The organism is Desulfosarcina sp. (assembly GCF_055467485.1).
Map to the genome: position 1 here is coordinate 59,502 of NZ_JBUOIV010000012.1, position 24,474 is coordinate 83,975.

Here is a 24,474-nt window from a genome sequence, read left to right on the forward strand (position 1 = left end):
CTTCAACGCTTCCATCCGTTAACTCCACCTGGCGCCTTCAGGTGGGGGGTGTCCGGATTTGGTTGTTGATGAACTCGATAAAAGCCTGGCAAAGGGGAGATAGGCTTCGCTGGCGGTGGCGGGTGAGGTAAAAGGCCCGTTTAAGATTCAGGCCGTCGATGGCCAGTGTCTTCACTTTTCCCGCCGCTACATCGTCGGACACCGCGATGGCCGAGAGAATGGATACCCCCATACGGTTCTTGATTCCCTGGCGGATTGCCTCGGTGCTGCCGATGCGGGCCACCACGTTCAACTCGTTGAAATTCAGACCCGCCTCGGAAAAACTGGCCTGGATGGATTTGAGGGTCCCCGATCCGGGTTCACGGATGATAAAGGGCTCGGTGCGCAGCTGCTTTGTCGAAACCCTCGTTTTTCCGGACCAACGGTGATCAGCCGCCACCACCAGGCACATTTCATCGTCAACCAAATGGGTCTGCAGAATACTTTTATTGCTGGAAACGGCACCTACCACACCCATTTCCAGATCCCCGCCCAGTATCGCCTCAATGACCTGGCGGGTATCGGCAATGGTAAGGTTGACGCTGACTTCCGGAAAGCGGGCGGTAAATGCGCCGATGATCGCCGGCAGCACGAAGGCGCCGGGGATCGTGCTGCCACCTAAATCGAGGCGGCCTTTGACCTTGCCCATGAACTCGGCCATGGCGCTGTCGGCTTCATCTCGCAGGGCGATCATCCGCTTGGCGTAGCGGTATAGCAGGCGTCCGGCCTGGGTTGGCAAGGCCTCCTTGGACAGGCGGTCGATTAGCCGGCAGTCGAAGTGATCCTCCAGATCCTTGATATGGCTGGAGACGGTGGGCTGGGAGAGATGCACGGCCCGGCCTGCCCGCGAAAAGCTTTTCAGGTCCACCACCTTGCAGAAAATTTGAAGCTGCCACAGGTCCATGGCTTAAAATCCGAATTTGGCTTTGATTCGGCGATTGACTCCGGAGGGCACCATGTCCGAGACGTCGCCGCCAAAACGGGCGGCCTCCTTGATGATGGATGAGCTGGTAAAAATCCAGCGCAGGCCGGTCATCAAAAAGACCGTTTCGACCTCCCGGTTGAGTTTCCTGTTCATCAGCGCCAGTTGGAATTCATACTCGAAATCGGACACGGCACGCATTCCCCGCAGAACGGCGTTGGCACGCCGCTTCTGGGCATAGTCCACCAAAAGCCCATCGAAGGTATCAAATTCGACGTTGGCGATGCCTGACATGGATTCATCCAGCATTTCCAGGCGTTCTTCGACGGTGAACAGCGATTGCTTGCCAGGGTTGTGCAAAATGGCGATGATGATTCGGTCGAACAGCTTCAAGCCGCGTTTGGCAATGTCGATGTGTCCGTTGGTAACCGGATCAAAGGATCCGGGATAGACGGCGATTCGTTGCATGAAGGCTCCCAGCGATTGAAAACGGCAAAGGGGATTGGATGGCACTGAACATTTGTCGGGAACGGTCTATAGCACGCTATCCATAAATGAAACAAGGGTTTTCCCGAATCGGCGCTGGTCAATAAGGACCAGCGTGCCCATGGGTTGGACGATGGGCTCGCGGCTGCTGTGTTCGATGATGACACGGGCGCCGGGAGTCAGGATCCCGCATGACGAAAGCCCGGCCAAGGCGGGTGATACGGCAGCGGTTTCATAGGGAGGGTCCAGGAAGACCAGGTCGAAGGCGTCTCGCTCCGGTACCAGGCAGTTGAGGTTTTTTAAGATATTCCATTGGATCACGCGGGAACGATCTTCCAGTCCCAGATCACGGATGTTGCGCCGGATGGCGGAAACGGCCGCCTTGGCCTGGTCCACGAAGACGGCAGATGCCGCGCCCCGGCTCAATGCCTCGATACCCAGGGCACCGCTGCCGGCAAACAGATCCAGCACCCGCTTGGTCTGGACGTTGCCGGCCAGGATATTGAACACGGACTCTTTGATCCGGTCAGCCGTAGGTCGCGTGGCCATGCCGGCAGGAGCCGTCAACCGGCGGCCTTTCAACGTCCCGCTGATCACCCTCATCCTTTTTTTACCTTCATCAACGAACGAATGTATTTCGGCTTCACGCCGATGGCCTTAGCGGTTTTGCCCACATCATTGTCATGGATGGCCAGTTTTTTGCGGACATATTCGGTTTCAAAAGCGATGCGGGCCTGATCCATGCCCTCAATTGAGAAAAGCTCACCCGCTGCGGTTTTAGGGTCCGAGAGGTTGGCGGGCAGATCCTTGATGGTGATGGTGCTTTTTTGAACCATGATGGCCAATCGTTCGATGAGGTTTTTCAGCTCCCGAACATTGCCGGGCCAGGTGTATTTCGTCAGGATGTCAAGCGCATTGGGAGCGATCGTCTTGCGCTTCTCTCGGTTACTGGCGGCGGCCTCGGCCAGGAATATTTCAATCAGGGCGGGGATGTCTTCTGCCCGATCCCGAAGGGGCGGGACGTCGATGGGGACCACGTTGAGGCGGTAATACAGATCTTCCCTGAAACTGCCGTTCTCGATCTCCGCCTCCAGATCCTTATTGGTGGCGGCGATTACCCGGACATCCGTTGTCAACACACGCCCTCCGCCCACCCGCTGGAATTTTTTCTCATCGAGAACCCGCAGGATTTTGGCCTGGGTGACCAGGCTCATGTCACCGATCTCGTCCAGAAAAATGGTGCCGGTATTGGCCAGTTCGAACTTGCCCCGCTTTTTGGTGCTGGAGCCGGCAATGGCACCTTTTTCATGTCCGAACAGTTCGCTTTCGATCAGCGTTTCTGGAATGGCGGCACAGTTGACATCGATCATCGGGGATTCGGCGCGCGGGCTCAACTGGTGGATGGTCCTGGCCACCAGTTCCTTGCCGGTGCCATTCTCCCCTTTGATGAGCACCCACGATTCGGTGGGGGCAACGGCGGCGATCTGCATCTTCAGCGCCTGCACCGGTTCGCTGCCGCCGCTGATGGAGTGCTTTTCGATGGTCTTTTTGCGCAGGTAGCGGTTTTCTTCCTCCAGACGGCGGAAGTTGAGCGCGTTATTGATGGCAACGATGACCTTGTCGATATTCAATGGTTTCTCAATAAGGTCGAAGGCGCCCAGTTTGGTCGCTTTGACGGCGGTTTCCACGTTGCCATGGCCGGTAATGATGATCACCGGCAGAGCGGCGCTGTTTTTTTTGATCTCTTTCAAGGTTTCCATGCCATCGATCCCGGGCATCCAGATGTCTAGCAGCACCAGGTCCGGCGCTTCGGTATCGATAACCTTAAGGGCTTCGTAACCATTGTTGGCGGTGATGACCTCGAACCCTTCGTCGGTGAGCAAGCCGCTGAGAGACTGCAGAATGGAGGGTTCGTCGTCGACGATCAATATAGAGGGGAACATCGGGGTTCTCCTTTCTCAAGAACCAAACCTAAACAGGCAGTTCGATAACAAATTTCGCCCCTTTGGGTAAATTGTCCTGTACCCGTATCATACCGCTATGGTCGGTGACAATGGAGTTGACGATGGTCAGGCCCAGGCCCATGCCGGCCTTCTTGGTGGAAAAGTTGGGTTCGAACAGCCGTATTTTGTCGCTGTCGGCAATGCCGGTACCGTCGTCGGCCACCTCGAGGCGGACCAGCTTCAAAATCGGATCAAAGGCCGCGGTGATCGCAATGTTCCCTTGGTTGCGGACAGCGGCGACGGCGTTGTCAACCAGGTTGATCATGGCTTGCTTGAACTGCTGACGATCCAGGTTCATCTGAGGGATATCGTCACCGATCCGAACATTGAAGACGATATCCGGGTGGCCTTCACGGTAAAGGGAAACGGTCTCTTCGATAATGGGTGACAGTTGGCACGGCTTGGGATCGGCCGTCGGAAAGCGGGCAAATGTGGAGAACTCATTGACCAGGTTTCGGATCAGTTCGACATGATCGATGATCATGCGGGTGCACTCGTCGAACACCGGTTCGTTGATCCGCTCTGAATACCGCCGCTTGAGCCGCTGGGCAGACAGACTGATGGGGGTGAGCGGGTTTTTCACCTCGTGGGCAATGCGCCGGGCCACCTCCCGCCAGGCGGCCATGCGCTGGGCTTTTTCCAGTTCCGTGAGGTCATCGAATACCATGACGATGCCCATGGGGCTTCCTTTTTCATCTTTCAAGGCATTGACATATACGAGAAATGTCCGTGGTTGCCGGTTTACCGTTACCCGCAGGGGGATTTCCAGGGTCTGGTCCCGAACCGAGGTGACGCGATCCATGATATCTTCGGCGAACTGGAGATGATCGGTGATCAGCAAATCGCCATAGTGCTTGTCCAATATGTTTCCGGCTTCGAGATTGAGCATCCGTTCCGCCGACTTGTTGAAGGTGGTGATGATTCCGTTGGCATCCAGGGTGATGACGCCGGCGGAGACATTTTTCAACACGATCTCCATGTACTGTCGCCGTGCTTCGATTTCCTGGTTCTGCTCGGTGAGCTTTCGGGCGGACAATTCCAGCATCTGACGGCCGGACCTCAGATCCCGCGTCATCTTGTTGAATGCATCCACCAGGCTGCCAATTTCATCGTCCGCCGCATTGCTGTCGATTGAGACGGTAAGGTCCCCTTCGGCCACCCGGCGGGTGCCGGCGGCCAGTTCCATGATCGGAATAGTGATGGTTTTAGCCAGGTAGAAGCCGAACCAAACCGCGCAGAAGATCACCAGAAGGGCCACGATCGAAAGGGTGATGTAGTAGGTGATCTGGATCGGTTTTTTCAGCAGCTTGATCTGCTGGTATTCGTCGATTCCTCTGGAAATGGATTCAAGGTTCAGCGCCAGGTCCGGTGGAATAAAAAGTCCCAGCACCACATGGGCGGTTGCCGTTTCAGGCGCGACCCCAAAGGGCACGGTTCCGATCGTTCGGAGCAATTCTCCGTCGCTCAGCGTATCGGTAAGGGTGCGCACCTCCTTTTCACCGGCGTCTTTGGAAAAGGCGCCGGGGGGCGCTGCCTCCATGGAGATATTCTCCAGGTCTTTTCCCAGGGCATAGGTCAGGCGGTTGTAATTGGCCGAATAGACTTCCACTGAATCAAGGTCGAACTCGCGCTGCACCACCTGAATGTAATGATTGAGTTCTTTGAGCTTGTCCGGTTCGGTCAGGGCTTTGCGTTGCAGCTGATAGGAGATCCGCTCCAGGAAAAAGCGCTGGCGGATTTCGTTTTCACGATAGAACTGCTGGCCCACCAGAAGGGATTTCTCCAGGGCTTGTTCCACGGGTACGGTGAACCAGAATTCGATGCTGTTAGTGATGAAGTTGATGGAAAAGAAAAACAGGATGATGGTGGGCAGCAGGGAAAGGGCCACAAAGGCCATGACCAGCCGCGATCGCAGCCGGGCACCCATGACTTTTCGGCGTCGGGCGTAAAGCAGCTTCACCAGGTTTCGGAAAACCAGAAAGATCAATAGGATCAACAGCAGCATGTTGATGTTGATCAGGATGAACATCAAAATGGTGTTGGAAACGGGAATATCGGCACCGAAAGTGATCACCCGGTTTTCCACCAGGGTGAGTACTGCCACCAACACAATGATGATGACCGAGAGCACCGCCTCCCGTTTCCGGCGTTTGCGTTCTTCTACCGAAAGGATCGGTTTTGGCGTAGGACTGCGTTTGCCGAATATCATGAGGGCATATACGAAAAACGGTTAATAGATAAAATCGATGGTATACCAATCGGTTTCAAAATCCCAGAGGGAGAGAAAAAAAAGGACGTTATGCAGGTAATAGGGCAACGTTACCCGGCTGAGTTTTGCTTTGGCCTGGATTTGATACTGTTTGCCCTTTTCCAGCAATCCCAGCGGGATCACCTTTAGGCTGTCGATTTCGGTCATGAGTTTCTTGGCTGCATCGAAGGATTGAAGCACAACGGGGCTGTTGCTATCCCATGATCGAGAAACAGCATATTCTTTTTTAAGGCTGTTGTATTTGATGGTGTGGGTGATGGTCAGGTCCGCCAATTCTTTGTCTAACCAGAGGTTTCGGGTTCGATACAGGTGGATAAAAAAGGAGAATGATGCCGGCACGCCATTTTTGACGGCATCCTCCATTTTTCTGGTAAAGGCGCCGTCCACCGACAGGTACACCAACAGATCATCCCGGGTGTTGGTGACGATGATGTTGGTGAGGGTGGCATCCTTGGCAATGGCCAACCCACAGACGGACATCAGCAGAATAACCATCACAAGAAAGCCTGCTACTCGTTGACCGGATCGGTTCATGGACGTGCCGCTATAAATTTCGAGGTTAACGATAGGTGATCTCAAATATGTTTATTGGATCCTTTAATGCGTTGGTTCCCCGTCTCATCTCTTCGCCATACGCAATTATGCCTTAGGGTTCAAGCGATGCTCCCACTTTGACCCTGAGCCAGCATCCTATCTATCGGGCGGTTATCTAAATAGAAGAAAACAATACGAAAAAAAACATACCGGAACTGCTGGAAAATGGCAAGGTGTTTTGCGGCAGGGGCAAGGACGTGCGACCGAATCATTCCGGCCGGGCGGTCAAGGTGCAGGTTTCCCAGGATCCTTTTTCCTTGAAGAATTTCTCCAGGAAGGCATGGTTGAAGGCGTGACCGGATTTGCTGGCGACGACATGCCCCATGATGGGCATACCGATGAGGGAAAAATCACCGATGCAATCCAGTACTTTGTGGCGAACGAACTCATCCGGATAACGCAGTCCACCCTCGTTGAGGACGTGGTTTCCGTCGATGACCACGGCGTTGTCCAATGATCCGCCCCGTGCCAGGCCATAGCGCTTCATCATTTCCACCTCGTGAAGAAAACCGAAGGTCCGGGCCGCACAAATCTCCTGCGCGAAGGTTTCACTGTCGATGACAAAATCGCATGTCTGCGTGCCGATGAGCGGGTGATCGTAGGCGATGGTGCAGGTAATCCTGAATTCGTCGGCCGGGTAGACGGTTACGGTCTTGCCGTTTTCAGAGAGGGAAATGGGCGCGTTCACTTTAAAAAAGCATTTGTTCCCCTCCTGGCGAAGGGATCCCGCAGATTTGATCAGTTCGGTAAACGGGCCGGCGCTGCCGTCCATGATGGGCAATTCATAGGCGTCCACTTCAACAATGGCGTTGTCGATGGACATACCGGTAAATCCGGCCATCAAATGCTCTACCGTGGATACGATACAGCCTTCGGCTCCGATGACGGTGGCAAGGCTGGTGTCTACGACGTTATTGAAATGGGCGGTAACCCCGGGACGGCCGGGAAGATCGATGCGGACAAACCGGATGCCGTGGTTGACCGGTGCAGGCTTGATGGTCAGCTTAACGGTTTTCCCCGAATGAACGCCGACACCGGAACAGCTTGCCGGCGTGGCAATGGTTTGCTGGTGGTGTTTCATCTTTTTTCTTGTCCTGGCAGGCAGGGAATTTTCCTGCCCGGATGGTTGAGCCGCCGCATGGATCTTTTCGGCTAATGCGTGGCTGAATCACGCCACTGTCTTTTTTCAGGCCGACACGTTCGTGCTGACAATGGGCGTCAACTGGAAAATCACGCTTATTGGCAATCTTAATCACCCGCCTTTCTTTTGACAACCATTATTTGTCATTCCTTCAGGAATTTGATTCGTGTACAAAACCGTTGTTCTTGGCCGTCAGGCTTGGTATATGTGCTACCACGTAAATTTAGCACGAAGTAATCAATTGCTGTCAAGGGAGGTGGCCTTTGCTGGCCAGGGTTTTGAGCAGCGCCGTCATCGGCATCGATGCCTATCTGGTGGAAGTGGAAGTGGATATCGCCCAGGGGTTGCCGACCTTCACTACAGTGGGGCTTCCGGAAGCGGCGGTCAAGGAGAGTCGAGAACGGGTTAAATCTGCCATTACCAACTCTGGCTATCGATTTCCGGCGGATCGAATTACGGTCAACCTGGCCCCGGCAAACATTAAAAAGGAAGGGACAGGCTTCGACCTGCCCATGGCCTTGGGTATTCTCTCCGCCACCGGTATCCTTCCCGAACAATCCATCTCCGGTTACCTGTTTCTGGGTGAGTTGTCCCTGGACGGCCGCATCAAGCCGGTCAATGGTTCCCTGCCCATGGCCATCGCGGCGCAAAAGGCGGGATACCGCGGCATTGTGGTTCCCGTTGATAACGGCAAGGAAGCCTCCGTGGTGTCGGATCTGTCCGTTTATCCGGTGGGCACCCTGGGTCAGGTCGTGGATTTCCTTAGAGGGTTCGCGTCCATTGCACCGTTGAAGACAGACTTGCGGGCCGTGTTCGACACTCCGGATCGTTCCGGGACGGATTTTGCCGAAGTGATGGGTCAGGAGCATGCCAAGCGAGCGCTGGAAATCTCTGCGGCCGGCGGCCACAATGTGCTTATGGTGGGACCTCCCGGATCGGGTAAGACCATGCTGGCCCGACGGATTCCGACGATCCTGCCGCCCCTGTCTTTTGAAGAAGCCATCGAAACCACAAAAATTTTCAGTGTGGTCGGGATGTTAAATCGTGATCAGCCGTTGGCCATCCGCAGGCCTTTCCGTTCCCCCCATCATACCATCTCCGATGCCGGCCTCATCGGCGGCGGCCACATTCCCAGACCCGGGGAAGTGAGCCTGGCCCACAACGGGGTTCTCTTCCTGGACGAACTGCCCGAGTACAAGAAGAATGTGCTGGAGGTATTACGCCAGCCGCTGGAGGATCTTCAGGTAACGATCTCTCGTGCGGCATCCACCCTGACGTATCCGTCCAGTTTCATGCTCATCGCTGCCATGAACCCCTGTCCGTGCGGCTATTTTGCCGACCCGCGCCATGCCTGCCGGTGCACGGCCCACCAGATCCACCGCTACCGGTCTAAAATTTCCGGACCACTGTTGGATCGCATTGATATTCATGTGGAGGTCCCCGCCGTTCCCCATAAGGATTTAATGGTGGAGGAACCGGCCGAACCTTCAGAGGCCATCCGGCAGCGAGTGGTGGCGGCGCGCCGGATCCAGATCCAGCGGTTCAAACGCACAAAGATTTACAGCAATGCCCAGATGGCCAGCCGCCATATCCGCGCCCACTGCCGCATCGGTGATGATGCCCGCAGTCTCCTGGAATCGGCCATCGACCGCCTGGGTCTGTCGGCCAGAGCCTACAACCGAATTTTAAAGATCTCCCGGACCATTGCCGATCTGGATGAAAGGGGCGACATCCAGGTCCACCACATTACCGAAGCGATTCAATATCGCAGCCTTGATCGCACCCGGCACAATCTCTGATCCTTGACCGCGTGGGATATTGAAGCAATAATTGAAGGCATCGTTGCGATCATCAAAATTGTGGAGCTTCCATCATGAAAACTAAGGTGCTGACGTCCGTGTGGCTTCTCTTATTTTTTCTTTTAGGGCCGCTGTTCCATTGCGCCATGCCGGCAGCCGCGGAAATGGCTGCAGGTAAACCCCCTGTCATGCTTCGGTTCGGTATTCATGTGAGTGAGATGGGCAACCTGGACCCCCATTTTGCCGCTGGCTCCCAGGATCGGGCCCTGGCGGACATGGTCTTCAACGGGCTGCTGCGTTACCAGCCGGGAAATGCACCAAAAATAGAACCGGATCTGGCTGAACAGATTCCGGGATTTGAAATGATTGGCGGCCAGCAGGTGTGGACCGTCAAGCTGCGCAAGGGGATTTTGTTTCACCCCGGCCCGCAAACCGCATCCTATGAGTTGACCGCCGACGATGTGGCCTTTTCCCTTCAAAAATCAGCCCGTCGTGAATTTTGTGCATACGCCGGGGAGTACGAGGGTATGACCGTCAGCCCGGTTGACCGATATACGGTTCGGATCACGGTTGAAAAACCTGTTTCATCCATCCTTTTCCTGCCTAAGTTGACCAATTACGCCGGGGGCTTCATCGTCAGCAAGCGGGCCATTGAAACCATGGGATATGAACGGTTCAAGCGGCATCCGGTGGGAACCGGACCCTTTGTCTTCAGCCAATACACATCCGGGGAAAAGTTGGTTTTAAGGGCCCACGATGGCTATTTTCGGGGACGCCCACAGCTCGACGGCGTTGAATTCCATTTCATTCCTGAGATCGACCGGCGTGAAGCCGCAATAAAAGCCGGTCGGCTGGATGTGATCATGGGGTCCGGCGAGAAAGGCTGGCCCGAAAAGATGGCCCACGAACCAGGCATAGCGGTCGATACCCACGGGGTCGGAGAGGTGGCCACCATCTATCTCAACACCCGCATGAAACCGCTGGACGACATCCGCGTGCGTCGCGCCATCGCCTTTGCATTAAATCGGGAGGCGTTTTTGGATACCGTGAGCAAACAGTTCGTGGGAAGCGTCTATTCGCCGGTACCGGCCCAGTTCCTGCCCGGCGGTCTCACGCAAACAGAGGCCGTAAGCCTCAACCTGGCTTACGCGCAGGATCTTGCCAAGGCCAGGCAACTCATGGTCGATGCCGGCTATCCTGACGGTTTTAGACTTGATCTGGTGACCTCTGAAAAGCGGCTTTATCGAACCTACTATGAAGTCATGCAAAGGCAATTGTCCTCGATCGGCATCGACTGCCGGATCACCGTCGCAACCCATTCAAACATGCACAAGCAGATTCGGCGGACGTTGACACCCATTGTGATTTATGTCGCCTGGCGCCCTAACGCGGATGCTTATCTGAGCCAGTTTTTCCATTCCGACGCCATTGTTATCAGCGGAGCCAAGCCTGATACCAATTTTTCGCATTACGACAAGGTTGACCAACTGATCGAGGCGGCCCGGCTGGAGATCGATCCGCAAAGACAGACCCAGCTTTGGGTGCAGGCCCAAATTCGGATTCTGGATGACATGGCCGCTTTTCCGATCATGTTCACCAAGCAGTGCTATGCCCGCAGAACAAGCGTTGATTACGGACACCCGTTGGTTTCCACCATGGCGCTTTACCCCCAGTTTACCGAGAAAACAAGGATGAAGCTCAACCGGTAGAGAACGTTGGTGAACGCGCTGAAAAAGAAGCGTGACGCCGATACCGGGCTTTTACGGAACTGTCAACCTTGCACCGCAGGCCGCATAGAGGAATGGCCGATGAACACCTATTCCAAAGTCTTGATCTCCACGCTGCCGCTGGTATTCCTTCTGCTTCTTGCGACCGTGGGCATCGCCTACCATTTTTCACGCACGGCGCTCACGGAACTGGCCGAGACCTGGCTGGATACCCGCCTTTCAGAGGCGCTCCAGGTTGCCGTCGGGCACGACGACATGCTCCACCGGTATGGACTTGAGGATATTCCAGCCAGTATCACCAAGGCGAAGATGGATGCCGGCACGGCCATGGCCGCCATTGAGGTGGGAGAGCGTGGCTTTATTTTTGCCATCGACCGGCAAGGCATCCTGGCCGTGCATCCCGATCCTGCCATGGTGGGACGGGATGTGAGCCAAAAAGAATGGTTCAAGGCACTTAAACCGATTAGGAGCAGGCTGACCCACCTGACGCCGACGGGCAGGAACCTGGCCATGGTCGACTATTTCGAGCCCTGGGAATGGTACGTACTGGCCAGCGATCCCGAGCAGGAGGTTTATGGCGTTGCCAACCGCATGAGGCCTTATCTGCTTTTCCTGGGGTTGGTCGGATTCGTCGCCATGTCCGGGGCATTGATGTTGCTGACGCGACGATTGACAGCTCCGCTGCGGCTGCTGACTGTCGGGGCTGAGAAAATCGGCGAGGGTGATCTCGACACCCGGATTGCCATCCGCACCAGTGATGAATTCGGTCGGCTTGCCCGGGTGTTCAACAATATGGCCAGCCGGCTTCAGGAAACGTTGACCCAACTGCAGCATCGGGAAGCGCATTTTCGGTCTTTGATCGAAAATTCGTCCGATCTCATCGCTATTCTGGACGCCGAGGGACGCATCTCCTATTTGAGCCCCTCCATCGAACGGATTCTCGGATATCCCCGGGATTCGGTGATGGGTCAGCAGGCGTTCGATTTTATCCATCCTGATGACTTAGCGCGTGCCCATACGATATTCAACGATCGCATTGCATCCGTTCGTATCGAGCCGCCATCGGAAATCCGCTTTCGGCACCAGGATGGCTCGTGGCGGATCATTGAAGCTACCAGCAACAACCTGCTCGACCACCCCGCGGTTCAGGGGCTGGTTGTCAATGCCCGTGACGTTACTAAACGCAAAACGGCCGAAGCGGCGCTGCAGCGGTCGCACCAGCAGTTGGAAGACCGGGTTGCGGAACGCACCGCAGAGCTGTTTAAGACCAACGCGCGGCTGCGACAGGAGATCCAGGAGCGTGAACAGATGGCCCGGGAGAAAGACGACCTGCATGACCAACTGCTTCACGCTCACAAAATGGAAGCCATCGGCACCCTGGCCGGGGGCATTGCCCACGACTTTAACAACCTGCTCATGGGCATCCAGGGAAATGTGGAAATGATGACGCTGGATTTGGGACCGACCCACGCCAACAGCGACAGGCTCAAAACCATTCGGGAGTGTGTGCACAGCGGCGCCCGCCTCACGCAACAGCTGCTCGGATTTGCCCGCATGGGAAAATATGAAGTCAGACCCACCGACATCAATGCGCTGGTCCGAAACAGCATCGATATGTTCGGCCGGACCCGGCAGGAACTCCGGATTACGCTTAATTGTGAGGAAAAGGTGAGGGTCGTGGAGGTGGATCGAGGCCAGATCGAACAGGTGCTGTTGAACCTGTTGATCAACGCCTGGCAAGCCATGCCCGACGGCGGCAGTCTTTATCTGGAAACCGCCAATGAGATCCTGGACGACCGTCAGGCGGCGCCCCATCAGGCCGAGCCGGGAAACTACGTAAAAGTTACCATCACCGATACCGGGACGGGGATGGATCCGGCAACCATGGAGCGAATTTTCGACCCGTTCTTTACCACTAAAACCGTTGGTCGGGGGACTGGCCTGGGATTGGCGTCAGCTTATGGCATTGTGCGTAATCACGGTGGGTTTATCGATGTGAGCAGCCGGAAGGGGCAGGGAACCACCTTTACCATCCACCTGAGGGCATCCGACGAACAGCTGGGCGACGCAACCGTGACGCACGCGCCGGCCCAAGCAGGAAGCGAGACCGTCCTTTTAGTCGATGACGATCCGCTGATCCTCGATGTCGGCAAGGCGATGTTGGCCGCGCTGGGTTATGCGGTTGTCGTTGCGAAAGGGGGGAGAGAGGCAGTCGAAATCTACCGGAATCATGGGGATCGGATCTGTCTGGTCATTCTGGACATGATCATGCCGGATATGGGCGGCGGCAAAACCTACGATCAGCTCAAGGAGATCGACCCCGCTGTCAAGGTGCTGCTTTCCAGTGGGTACAGCATCAATGGACAAGCGACCGCCATCATGAACCGGGGGTGCGACGGGTTCATTCAAAAGCCTTTTGACCTGCACTCCCTGTCCGAGAAAGTAAGAACGATTATTGATGCGTGGAATTGACGAGGTGCTGTCGGTGGCATCAACTGCATGGCGAATGTGTTCCGATGCGTTGCCGCCAGGCGCACCGCATGGATCGTAATGAATGGATCGCCGGTCGATCTTCGCCTACATCCATTTGCGGTCGTCAGTACTTCAGCGTCAGTCCGGTCATCTGACAGCAAAGAAGATATTTTCGCCACGTCGGTCTGTCTTCTGCGGCGCGCAGCATGTTCTGCCAGCCGAAGCATCCGCGGCATTGGCATCCGTTGTGGAGACACGGGGGCGAATCGCCTTTTTGGATGACCCGGGGCTTGAGGAACGGCTTGGATCGGTGTGAGGGTCTTTTTTTCATTGGGTAGAATCACCGTTTACATGTTCATGCATGGTGCGGGATTCGCCGCGGAAAGTCAACCAGGGAGTGTTGTCCATTGTCAGCCACATCTGCGAACGTGAATCGTTTTGACGTGATCATCGTCGGCGGCGGCCCCGCCGGTCTTTTCTCGGCCTATCACCTCAGCGAACACGCCGACCTCAAGGTGCTGCTCCTGGAGCGGGGCAAAGGACCGCGCAAACGCGCCTGTCCGGTGGCGGACCGACAGTACTGCACCCAGTGCAGGCCCTGCAACATCCTCTGCGGAATCGGTGGGGCCGGCCTGTTTTCCGACGGCAAGCTCAATTTTATTCACAAACTGGGCAAGACCGATTTGACCCAGTTCATGCCTATCACCCATGCCGAGGCCCTGATTGATGAAACAGAAGCCATCTTCAACCGTTTCGGCATGGACGGTCCGGTCTACCCGACGGACATGGAGCAGGCTAAAACGATCAGAAAGCATGCCAAACGCTTCGGCATCGACCTGCTGCTGATCAAACAGAAGCACCTGGGCAGCGACCGCCTGCCCAGTTACATCGCCGCCATGACCGACCATATCAAATCCAAGGGCGTGACCATTCACACCTCCGAAGAGGTAAAGGACGTCATCGTCGAGAAAGGCCGGGTCGTCGGTGTTCAGACCAGCCGGGGGGAACATCGCTGCGACAACGTGATTCTGGCACCCGGGCGGATCGGGGCGGACTGGGTGGCGCGTGTGGCGCAAAAGCACGGCATCGGCCTGACCCAGCGGGGCATCGAAGTGGGGGTGCGGGTGGAGGTGCACAACGACATCATGCAGGACCTGTGCGAGGTGATCTACGATCCCACCTTTTTCATCCAGACCGGCAAGTATGACGACCAGACCCGTACCTTTTGCACCAACCAGGGGGGCTTCGTTTCGCTGGAGAGCTACAGCGACTTCGTCTGCGTCAACGGTCACGCCTACCACGACCGCAAATCCACCAACACCAACTTCGCTTTCCTCTCCAAGGTGGTGCTTACCGAACCGGTTACCGACAACCAGGCCTACGGCGAGGCCATTGGACGCCTGGCGACCCTCATCGGCGGCGGCAAACCGATCCTGCAGCGTTTCGGTGACCTGAAGCGGGGCCGGCGCAGCACCTGGAACCGCATCAGCAAGGGTTACATCGAGCCGACGCTGACCAACGTGGTATGCGGCGACATCGCCATGGCACTGCCCGAGCGCATCCTCACCAATATCATCGACGGGTTAAAGCAATTGAACAGTGTGGTGCCGGGGGTGTCCAACGATGAAACCCTGCTCTATGCCCCGGAGATCAAGTTTTTTGCCACCCAGGTGGAAACTTCACCCCAGCTGGAAACTGAAATCAAGGGCATGTACGTGGCCGGCGACGGGCCAGGTGTGGCCGGCAATATCGTGTCTGCTGCCGCCACCGGCCTGATTCCGGCCAAGGCCATCCTGGAACATCGACAGCGGTCTGAAAATTAGATCAAGGGCGATGGTGCCGGTTGACGTCCGGCTGCGTTCGTGATGAATTGCCGTCCTGCGGCCCGTCCTTCTAAGGGTTGCCGGCCACCAGGGGTCGGACGATGTCCAGCAGAGGGGGCTTCAGGGGGCGCCAGCCGGGAAACAGGGCTTTGTCTCCGTGCCATTTCAGATCGACCACATCGTACTTTTCCGGGATGACTTTTTCGGACTCCCGTCCATAGGTCTCACGGGGGTAGTATTCGACCAGCACCATGCGGTTATGATCAATCTTAAAGCGGTGGACGATGGTGGTGGCCACGTGGCTGATGCAGGCCCGTACGGAAACTTTTTTCATGGCAGGTTGACGGTCGCCGGGCAGGTCGGAAACCACGGCGATGATGGGTTTGAGCAGCGGCACCCCTGCCGTGTCGTCCATGGACAGGTCAAAGAGCCGCAGCCGGCAACGCCCGGCCGCCAGGTTGAATTTCCCGCCATATCCGTCCCAGTTCAAGACGTCGTCGAAGATTTTCAAAACCGCTCCTTTTTTTTCTAATCTAATGTCGGGTCAGCCTACTGTAAACCCCCACCAGCCTGTCCGGCAGGTCGCGGATATTACCGATGCGCGTGTGATGGGTACTGCCGTAGAGTCGATCCAATTGTCCGTTGTCGACGGCATTGACGGTGATGGCCTTGACGTGGATGGCGGCAGCGCGGGCCTCCATGACCGCCCGGCGGGTGTCCTCCACCGCATAAGGCCCCTTGTAGGCCAGGTCGTTGGGAAACCCGTCCCCCAAAAGGATGATCATCCGCACCCGGGCCTGCACTGGGGAAATGAGGGCAGTGGCGTGGCGGATGGCCGCCCCCATGCGTGTGCTGCGCTGGGGGGCCATGCCACTGATGCGCGCTTTGGCGGCGTCGTCAAGGGATGCATCCATGTCCTTGATCCGGTAATAATCCACACCCAAGGGGCCGGTACCGGAGTAACCAGCGATGGCGAACCGGTCTCCCACCACCCGCAGGGCTTCGCAGAGCAACACGATGGCCTGCTTTTCCACATCCAGGACTGTCGTACCGCGATCATCCACGGCATTCGCCGTGGATCGGGATTGGTCGACCAGCAGCAGGGTGGCCACGTCCCTGGTCTGTTTCATTCGTTTGATGAACAGGCGGTCCGAGGGAATCAGTCCCGCTTTCCTGTCCAGGGCATAGTCCAGCAGGGCCCGGTAGTCGAAATCGTCTCCTTCCCGCCACTGGCGCAGGATGGTTATCTCTTCTGGGCGCAGCAGTTCGAAGGCATAGCGGATGCGCCTGACCAGCCCACGGTAGTGATCGAGGGTTCGTTGGTAGAATCCGGGGGACGATCCGGTGGTGTCGCGCTCCAGCACCCGGACCCGGTCCTGAAGATAGTCGCCCATGCAACAGTCCCATTCCCGATAACGGAAGGCATTGGTATTGCCGTTACCATCGGCCGACTGGCCGAGTCCGTGGCTGCATACCAGAGACGCTATATCCAGCCGGGACAGGTCGACGGCAGCTGCCGTCGAGGCGTTCACGATCAGTTGACGAAGCTCCGCCGCCGAGACCCGGCCGTCCTGCCTGACGAGCAGGCTCAGGAGATCCGAGCGGAAGACGTGAAGGTTCCGCCGGGCCAGGTGGTTGCGTATATCTGTGGCCAGGCGGTGATAGGTGGTGTGGAAAGGGCCAAAAAAAAACGGTTCCAGCCGGCGCCCGAAAGGCAGAGACAGGGGGAGGTAGGCGGACGCATCGGATGCTCCCACAAGACCGGCCAGCGATGGATAGAATTCCATGGTCAACCGCGCGCTGGTCTCCGCCGTGTCGTCACCTGACGATGTCACCTGGTCCAGGCGATCCGCCATGGCCTGCCCCGTGGATGTCAAGCGAGGATCCGCGACCGTTTCTTCTTCCATGACCAGCTTCCGGTAGAGGCAAAACCATGTGCCACCGATCCTGATGCCGGTTTTGGCCTGAAGATGGGGATCGGTGAGTGCTTTGGTGAGTCGCCGAAACAGGCCGGAATAATGGTGGCTTACCTTGCGGGCGACGCGGGCGTGTTCGAAAAGGGTGAACAGGTCCAGGGCCAGGATGGGGTGTTCGAATTGGCGCAGTAAACGGCTCAGGTCGGATTCGTTCGCGACGGCGTCACCGTCATCCAGCGGTGGGGCTACGCCGGCGGTATCGAGGATTTTTTCCACATCGAGGTCATAGGTGCCGAATTCGATGGCGCCCGCTTCCAGTTTGACCAGCAGCTTGTAAAGGCTGGCATTGTCTGTCCGCCGTTGCATGAGGTCCATCTCGTCAGGCAGATAGATGGTCCGCCCGTCGCAGCGAACCAGCGGCGCGTCCGGGTCGCTGGCTCGTTGTCTTTGCAGCAGCGAGGAGAGGGGGCGAATGGCCACGGCCAGTCCTGTGCGGGCATGCAGGTAGCGCTCCAGCACGGAACGGACCGTTGACAGGGATACGGCCACCTGAAGGTCGCGGCAACGGTCTATGGCCGGCCGGGATTCGAGGGAGAGGAAACGGGCGCCCATATCCGGTTTTTTTTGATACAGCCGGACCGCCTGATCGATAAATTCGTTCAATGCCGATTCCGACAGCAGACCCAGGCCGGCGGCCAACCCGTCGAGGTAGTTGTCGGCCAGGCGTTCATCCACCCGCATGATGCGCGCCAACCCCCGGATCTGGCCTATCCGGCGGGAACGGACAAAGCCGTCCACGGCTCGGGGCAGGGTGTGCGTCAGGTAAACCGTACGGTTGTAAGAGGTGTCCAGGGCATAGGTGGTGGACAGAAGGTCGAGAAAGGCGTGGGCGCAGGCCATCTCCTTTTCATCGATAAGGGTGGAGAGGGTTTCCAGCGGGGCTTTGAGGGTGTAGGTGCCCTTTTGCAGCATGATCAGGGTGGTTTCCCCGAACCGGTCGGCGAGGTGCGCATCGCCGCAGATCAGCACCGGCACTAGGTGCCGGGCAAAAATGGCGGCCAGGGCGGGACCTCTGGCGGCAGCCATTTTTACCTCATTGCGGTATCGGTCCAGTTCGGCCAGGCGACCGGCAGCCATCATCCGGCCCATCCCGTCGGCCAGGTCGCGCCCGTAGGAGACCTCCATGGCCAGGGCGTCGATCACCTCATCCACAATCAGGGGCAGTCGGTTGGCTACCAGTGAGTGATCGGAGCCAATCAGGTGGCGGATCATCCGCCGGGCGGCCTTCGGATCAGCAACGGCAAGGTGGTCCATCAGGTCCCTCACCGTCCGATCGGTGTCGATGGGCATGGCCGGATCCATATTACAGCAGGTCGTCGATGAGGTCGTTGAGGGTTTCCTGCAGCCTATCGTCGTCGGTGAGCGGCTGACACAGGGCTGCGGTGCAGGCACTTTTAAAGGCGACACCCATTCGGATCAGGCTGGCGGCATAGATCAGCAGTCGGGTGGATGCCCCTTCGGTGAGGCCGTATTCCTTGATGTTGCGGATTTTTCCGGCCAGGGTCACCAGGCGCGCAGCCATGTCGCTGTCCACCTTGCCTTCGACGGCCACGATCCGGGACTCGTCCTCCGGGTCCGGGTAATCGAAAGCCAGGGCCACGAAGCGCTGGCGGGTGCTCTGCTTGATGTCTTTGAGCACCGACTGGTAGCCCGGGTTGTAGGAGATTACCATGAGAAAGTCAGGATGCGCCTGGATGACCTCCCCTTTTTTGTCGATGGAGAGGGTTCGGCGGTTGTCCGTCAAGGGGTGGATGACCACGGTGGTATCCTTGCGGGCTTCGACCACCTCGTCCAGATAGCAGATGGCGCCCATGCGCACGGCCCGGGTCAAGGGGCCGTCCACCCAGACGGTCTCCTCGTTTTTCAACAGGTAGCGGCCGATCAGGTCCGAAGCAAACAGGTCCTCGTGGCAGGCCACGGTGATCAACGGACGCTTGAGCCTGAAAGCCATGTGCTCCACGAAACGGGTTTTTCCACATCCGGTCGGGCCTTTGAGCATGACCGGCAGGCGGGCCGAGGCCGCGGCGTCGAACATGCGGATCTCGTCGCCGGTTTCCAGGTAAAAGGGTTCGGTGTCGATGGTAAACGGGTTTTTGGAAGGGTGATGGTTCGGCATCAGGTTGTCCATCCCAGTTTCGTGTTTGCCGACACCATGGATGCCGGCTTATCGCTTTCGATAGAGCAGCGCGTCGGGATTCATTATTTGACATCACCGGCAGAGCGTATATATTGGCTCAGCTTTTAACTGCCGGGAACATCCCGGACGATAAGGAAAGTAGCATATATTCGATGAACGATAAACTCAACAGCGAGATGCTCCACCATCTGGATCACGACGGCAAACGGATCATTGTCGTCGGCACCGCCCATGTGTCCAAGGAGAGCGTGGACCTGGTCGAAGCAACGATAGCCGACGTGAAGCCCGATACGGTCTGTGTGGAGCTATGCGAGAGCCGCGCCCAGTCCATTCGCCAAAAGGACCGCTGGCAGGAGATGGACATCGTCAAGGTGATCAAAGAAAAAAAGGCCTTTCTCCTGCTTTCCAACCTGATGCTGGCATCCTTTCAAAAACGCATTGCCAACCGGTTGGAGGTGGCCCCTGGCCAGGAGATGATCCAGGCCATGGATTCAGCCGAAGCCGTCGGCGCCGCTGTTCATCTGGCGGATCGGGATATCCGCATCACCTTGTCGCGGACTTGGCGGAGCATGGGGCTCTGGGGGAAGGTCAAGTTGCTCTTCCAACTGGTCCTGTCTTTGGGAGAGGTTGACGAGATCAGCGAAGCGGATGTGGAAAAGATGAAGCAGCAGGACATGCTGGCTTCTATTCTGGACGAGGTGGGCAAATCCATGCCCCAGGTGCGCACCTGCCTCATCGACGAACGGGATCGCTACTTGACTGAAAAAATCCGAACGGCGCCCGGGCAGACCATTGTCGCCGTGGTGGGTGCCGGACACGTACCCGGCATCAAGCAATACTGGGACCAACCTATCGACATCAAATCCCTGGAGTCCCTGCCGGCCAAGGGCGCGCTGCCCCAATTTTTCAAATGGTTCATCCCTTTTTTTATCTGCATACTGATCATCTATGGCTTTTTCCGTGGCGGTGCCGGCGCCGGTGCCGATATGGTCACCTGGTGGATCCTGGCCAACGGCATTCTGGCCGGACTGGGCGCCCTCGTCGCCCTGGGTCACCCGCTGACGATCCTTTCGTCCATCCTGGCGGCACCATTGACCTCCCTCAACCCCATGATTGCCGCCGGATGGGTGTCCGGCCTCGTGGAGGCCTTCTCCCGCAGGCCCAAGGTAAAGGATTTCGAAAGCCTGCCCCTGGATATCCTCTCGGTCAAGGGCTTCTGGCGCAATAAAGTGACCCGCATCCTGCTGGTGGTGGTGTTTACCAATCTGGGCAGCGCCGCCGGTACCTTCGTGGCCATCCCCATGATGATGAAGTATCTGTAAAGACTTGAGAAATTCCGGGATTCGGGAATTGAGGGATTGACGGTTTGTCTTCGAATGTTGATCAAGATCGGTTGTTGCCCTTAATTCCCCCACTACCTCAATCCCGCTATGCGGGTTGAGCGATTTTGACCACCGTGCGCCGGACGACCCGGCCGTCGTCGAGGCGGTGGGTCATGTTCACGGTTTTCAGCAGTCCCCGGGCAAAATTCTGGATGCAACTGGGGTAGAGTTGCCACTCCTCTTCCAGGCCCTTGCGCTTGACGTCGTCCAGGGTGTCGGTTTCCAGGATGGGAAAAGCCCGCTGGCCGATGATGGGTCCCGAATCCTCCCCGTAATCAATAAAATGTACCGTGCATCCGCCCACCTTGCACCCGTAACGGAAGGTGTCCCCGTAGCCGTCAACGCCGGGAAATGAAGGTAAAATGGCCGGATGAATGTTCATGATCCGCGGATTGCCCGGATCGGTATTGAACCGGTCGATAAAATAGGGGGTCAGATTGCGCATGAAGCCGGCCAGGACGAGCAGGTCCACCGGTCCGTAAGACTTCATTTCGGACAGCAGGCGATTCTCGGCAGCCGCCCGGGTGCAAAGAAATGACCGGATGCGCTCCGCCGGGCTATCGGCGGGAACCAGGTGCTGTTTGGCACGGATCTCGGAGTAGTCGAAATCGTCCGGCAGCGAAAAGTTTTCCGGATCCTCCCGGTAGGCTTGAATGAACGGCCCATATTCCACCACGAAACTGGGGATGTTGTGGCTGCGGGCCCGTTCCAGGCCTTTGACCCCGGGTTGGTCCGATGCCACGAAGGCCATCTCGCCATCGATCCGGCCGTCTTCACAGGCGTCGATAATCGCCTGAAGGTTGGTCCCCCCGCCTGAAATCAGTGAACCGATTCGGATTTTTTCAGCCATTTGCATCCCCTTTTTTTGAAGTGTGTTTCCGGGTGATTGCGCCGTTGAAAAAGAGGTAGCAGAGATGGCCGGTTCATGTCAATTTGCAGGTGGTCCGGCAATGGTTAAAGTTACGGTCCTTGCGGTCGATAATGAACCCTGCGGGATCCGGTCAATGCCCCTCGCGAAATAACCCTGCGGAAACAACGTGGTGGAAACCCATATGCAAAATGTTTACGTCGCGCGGCAGCCCATATTCGATAAAAACAAGAAAATCTTCGCCTACGAGCTCCTGTTTCGTGACGGAACAGCCAACTATGTTCCCGAAATCGACGGGGATGTGGCCACCACGAGCCTGCTGGCCAACACATTCTTCACCATCGGGATCGATGCGCTGGCGTCCGGAAGAAAAGCGTTTATCAATTTCACCCAGAACCTGCTGGAAAAGAGGGTTCCCCTGCTGTTGCCCAAAGCAACCACGGTGATCGAAATTCTCGAAGACGTCAAGCCGGGCCCGGTGCTGGTGGATGCCTGCGTTCAAATGGCGGCCGAAGGCTACACCATCGCCTTGGATGATTTCGTGTACCTGCCGGAACTGGAACCGCTCATCGCCATGGCGGACATCATCAAGTTCGATTTCCGGCTTACGCCAAAAGCGGCGATCGAAGACTACCTGAGACAGCTTTCCAGAAACAGCCTGTGCCTGCTGGCCGAAAAAGTGGAGACCCACGAAGAATTTGAGGCGGCCCAGGAAATGGGCTTCGAATTGTTCCAGGGCTACTTTTTCTGCAAGCCGGAAATTATTCAGGGGCGTGAAATCCAAGGATCCCAGCTTACGCTGATGATGATCATGGCCCAGATCAACAGCGATACGTTCAATTGCGACGAACTGGAACGGCTGATTGCCCGGGACATGGGACTTTCCTACAAATTGTTCAAGTATCTCAACTCGGCCTTTTTTGCACGTGCCAACAAAGTGACTTCCGTGAAGCAGGCCCTCGTTTATTTGGGAGAAAAAGAGATCCGCCGCTTTGTTTCTCTTGTTGCCATGTCGAGACTGGCGGAAGGGAAGCCGGACGAGCTGATCCGGGCGGCCTGCATCCGGGGCAAGTTCTGCGAGTTCCTGGGCGCCGACGCCCATGAGCTAGCATGCCCATCGGAGATGTTCACCCTGGGTATGTTTTCCCTGATCGATGCAGTCATTGACCAGCCTATGGAAAAGATATTGGACGAACTGCCCCTTTCCAACCCGATCAAACACGCCCTGGTTAACGCCAAGGGGCGCCTGGCCGGATACATCGAGCTGGTGCGGTCATATGAGGCCGGGCAGTGGGACCGGGTGGCCCGCTTGTCCCAGGCGCTGAAGATAGACGGCACAATCCTCCCGGCCTTGTATCTGCAGGCCTGCCAATGGAGCGACACCGCCGCTAAAGCGTCTTGAGGATAAGCCGCGACAGCCATTCCTTTGGCCTTCAAGCGCCTTTGGTGTGAAATACCAGCTGGCCGTCTGGCGACCCGGTCGCCTATTCCGGAAACCTACAGGAACGGTTGACAATCAAGGGCCGTATTATTATCTTGATTAGAATTTTTAGCTTCCCCAACCAATATTGAAAGGATATCTTATCATGGCAGAAAGTATTATGGAAATAGAAGACAGCAGCTTTGATGCAGAGGTAATCAAAAGCGATAAACCCGCTGTTGTTGATTTCTGGGCTCCCTGGTGCGGCCCGTGCAAGGCCATCGGCCCCATTCTCGATGAATTGGCCAAATCCTATGGGGATAAAGTGAAATTCACCAAGTGCAATGTCGACGACAATCCGGTAACCCCGGGAAAATTCGGCATCAAGGCGATTCCCACCCTGATATTCTTCAAAAATGGTGAAGTGTCGGACCAGATTACCGGCATGGTGGCCAAATCAAAACTGGAAGAGGCCCTGAAAAACGTTCTGTCATGATGTGACATCGTCTACTTTTACGCCCTTTCACCTATGGGGCGATTGGCCGGCGGTACCCGCAAGGGAACACCGCCGGTGTCGGTTATACCAACGGGAACCATTGCGTTCCATTTAGCAGCGGGGTGTCGCTGATCATGAAACGGTTGCTGCTCGCCTGCCTTGCTGGCCTGCTGATTCTTTCCGGGTGCGCGTGGTTTGAATCCAAAGAGGAAAAGTCCGCCCAGGAGCTGGTACAAGACGGTGTCGATTTTTTTGAGGCCGGCAAATACAAAAAAGCCGTCGAATCCTTCGAGAAACTGCGGGACTGGTATCCGTTTTCCCGGTATGCCATTCTGGCGGAGCTTAAGATTGCCGATGCCTATTTCAATATGGAGTCCTATGCCGATGCCATTTTCGCCTACGAAGAGTTCGAGCAACTCCACCCTCGCAACGAGGCCGTTCCCTATGTGATTTTTCGCATCGGTCGTTCATATTTCAACCAGATCGACACGATCGACAGGGACCAGTCCAATGCCGCCAAGGCCTTGGACACCTACCAGCGACTGGTCCAGCAATACCCGGATGATGCCTATGCCGGCATGGCCAGGAGTGATATGGTGGCCTGCTACCAGAGCCTTTCCGGGCATGAGTTCTACGTGGGGCGTTTCTACTACAAGAACAAGAACTACAAGGCGGCCAAGGCCCGGTTCACGGCTGTGGTGGAGAAGTATCCGGATGTGGGCTATCTTTACGAGGCCCTGACCTACCTGGCCAACTGTGACGCCTGGCTTCAATCCGAATTGCAGCCGCCGGAAGTGCCTTCGGCTCCGTGATTCTCGTCCGCGCCTGTTCTGGCTTGTGGGGGATGCTTCGATTCCTAAACGCAGTGCAAAAGTGCTTTACAACCGTTTAGATTTAATGTAACAAGTCCGAGTTTGAAA

19 protein-coding genes are annotated in these 24,474 nt (G+C 56.7%); 8 read left to right on the forward strand and 11 right to left on the reverse strand.

Going from position 1 to position 24,474, the window contains the following annotated elements; translation table 11 throughout:
• Nucleotides 1-37: 37 nt before the first annotated feature.
• From ACZCED_RS08225 to lpxC, 7 genes are all read right to left on the reverse strand, one after another.
• Nucleotides 38-943, reverse strand: coding sequence for a selenium metabolism-associated LysR family transcriptional regulator (locus ACZCED_RS08225; RefSeq protein ID WP_464860597.1), 906 nt, complete (start codon nt 941-943; stop codon nt 38-40).
• Nucleotides 944-946: 3 nt separating this feature from the next.
• Complete coding sequence (coaD, locus tag ACZCED_RS08230) at nt 947-1,429, reverse strand: pantetheine-phosphate adenylyltransferase (protein ID WP_462971711.1); 483 nt, start codon at nt 1,427-1,429, stop codon at nt 947-949.
• Nucleotides 1,430-1,495: 66 nt separating this feature from the next.
• A complete protein-coding gene (gene rsmD, locus ACZCED_RS08235; RefSeq protein WP_464860598.1) occupies nt 1,496-2,050 on the reverse strand; it encodes a 16S rRNA (guanine(966)-N(2))-methyltransferase RsmD in 555 nt (184 codons plus the stop codon).
• Nucleotides 2,047-3,390, reverse strand: coding sequence for a sigma-54-dependent transcriptional regulator (locus ACZCED_RS08240; RefSeq protein ID WP_462971713.1), 1,344 nt, complete (start codon nt 3,388-3,390; stop codon nt 2,047-2,049). The genes rsmD and ACZCED_RS08240 overlap by 4 nt, the downstream gene beginning before the upstream one ends.
• A gap of 28 nt (nt 3,391-3,418) precedes the next feature.
• Entirely contained in the window at nt 3,419-5,659 is a 2,241-nt protein-coding gene (locus ACZCED_RS08245; protein WP_462971714.1) for a sensor histidine kinase, read from the reverse strand.
• 21 nt (nt 5,660-5,680) lie between these two features.
• Nucleotides 5,681-6,214 carry a DUF4390 domain-containing protein gene (locus ACZCED_RS08250; RefSeq protein WP_462971715.1) on the reverse strand — a complete coding sequence of 178 codons (534 nt, stop codon included), beginning with the start codon at nt 6,212-6,214 and terminating at the stop codon, nt 5,681-5,683.
• Nucleotides 6,215-6,521: 307 nt separating this feature from the next.
• Entirely contained in the window at nt 6,522-7,394 is an 873-nt protein-coding gene (gene lpxC / locus ACZCED_RS08255) for a UDP-3-O-acyl-N-acetylglucosamine deacetylase (protein ID WP_462971716.1), read from the reverse strand.
• Nucleotides 7,395-7,717: 323 nt separating this feature from the next.
• Here lpxC and ACZCED_RS08260 point away from each other — a divergent pair, with 323 nt between their 5' ends.
• From ACZCED_RS08260 to ACZCED_RS08275, 4 genes are all read left to right on the forward strand, one after another.
• Nucleotides 7,718-9,253, forward strand: coding sequence for a YifB family Mg chelatase-like AAA ATPase (locus tag ACZCED_RS08260; RefSeq protein ID WP_464860599.1), 1,536 nt, complete (start codon nt 7,718-7,720; stop codon nt 9,251-9,253).
• Between the two features lie 74 nt (nt 9,254-9,327).
• Entirely contained in the window at nt 9,328-10,962 is a 1,635-nt protein-coding gene (locus ACZCED_RS08265; RefSeq protein ID WP_462971718.1) for an ABC transporter substrate-binding protein, read from the forward strand.
• Nucleotides 10,963-11,061: 99 nt separating this feature from the next.
• Nucleotides 11,062-13,452, forward strand: coding sequence for a PAS domain S-box protein (locus ACZCED_RS08270; RefSeq protein ID WP_462971719.1), 2,391 nt, complete (start codon nt 11,062-11,064; stop codon nt 13,450-13,452).
• A gap of 407 nt (nt 13,453-13,859) precedes the next feature.
• Nucleotides 13,860-15,275 (forward strand): NAD(P)/FAD-dependent oxidoreductase, encoded by a 1,416-nt coding sequence (locus ACZCED_RS08275; protein ID WP_462971720.1) that lies wholly within the window; start codon nt 13,860-13,862, stop codon nt 15,273-15,275.
• 70 nt (nt 15,276-15,345) lie between these two features.
• On the opposite strand, the gene ACZCED_RS08280 is transcribed toward ACZCED_RS08275, so the two are convergent.
• From ACZCED_RS08280 to ACZCED_RS08290, 3 genes are read right to left on the reverse strand one after another with little or no spacing between them, the layout of a single operon-like run.
• The gene (locus tag ACZCED_RS08280; protein ID WP_462971721.1) at nt 15,346-15,786 is read right to left on the reverse strand and encodes a hypothetical protein; all 441 of its coding nucleotides are present in this window, start codon (nt 15,784-15,786) and stop codon (nt 15,346-15,348) included.
• 22 nt (nt 15,787-15,808) lie between these two features.
• On the reverse strand, nt 15,809-18,541 hold the full coding sequence (locus ACZCED_RS08285) for a nitric oxide reductase activation protein NorD (RefSeq protein WP_464860600.1): 2,733 nt from the start codon (nt 18,539-18,541) through the stop codon (nt 15,809-15,811).
• Nucleotides 18,542-18,554: 13 nt separating this feature from the next.
• Nucleotides 18,555-19,367 (reverse strand): AAA family ATPase, encoded by an 813-nt coding sequence (locus tag ACZCED_RS08290; protein ID WP_462971723.1) that lies wholly within the window; start codon nt 19,365-19,367, stop codon nt 18,555-18,557.
• A 173-nt stretch (nt 19,368-19,540) separates the two neighbouring features.
• On the opposite strand from ACZCED_RS08290, the gene ACZCED_RS08295 reads away from it, so the two are divergent.
• Nucleotides 19,541-20,710, forward strand: coding sequence for a TraB/GumN family protein (locus tag ACZCED_RS08295; RefSeq protein ID WP_462971724.1), 1,170 nt, complete (start codon nt 19,541-19,543; stop codon nt 20,708-20,710).
• 106 nt (nt 20,711-20,816) lie between these two features.
• Here ACZCED_RS08295 and purN read toward each other — a convergent pair whose 3' ends face one another.
• Nucleotides 20,817-21,620: a phosphoribosylglycinamide formyltransferase gene (purN, locus tag ACZCED_RS08300; RefSeq protein ID WP_464860601.1), complete on the reverse strand. Its 804-nt coding sequence runs from the start codon at nt 21,618-21,620 to the stop codon at nt 20,817-20,819.
• 202 nt (nt 21,621-21,822) lie between these two features.
• On the opposite strand from purN, the gene ACZCED_RS08305 reads away from it, so the two are divergent.
• The 3 genes from ACZCED_RS08305 (at nt 21,823) to bamD (ending at nt 24,366) form a co-directional block, all read left to right on the forward strand.
• On the forward strand, nt 21,823-23,040 hold the full coding sequence (locus ACZCED_RS08305) for an EAL and HDOD domain-containing protein (RefSeq protein WP_464860602.1): 1,218 nt from the start codon (nt 21,823-21,825) through the stop codon (nt 23,038-23,040).
• 184 nt (nt 23,041-23,224) lie between these two features.
• The gene (gene trxA, locus ACZCED_RS08310) at nt 23,225-23,554 is read left to right on the forward strand and encodes a thioredoxin (protein ID WP_462971728.1); all 330 of its coding nucleotides are present in this window, start codon (nt 23,225-23,227) and stop codon (nt 23,552-23,554) included.
• Between the two features lie 134 nt (nt 23,555-23,688).
• Nucleotides 23,689-24,366, forward strand: a complete 678-nt coding sequence (bamD, locus tag ACZCED_RS08315; RefSeq protein ID WP_462971729.1) for an outer membrane protein assembly factor BamD — start codon at nt 23,689-23,691, stop codon at nt 24,364-24,366.
• Nucleotides 24,367-24,474 lie beyond the last annotated feature (108 nt).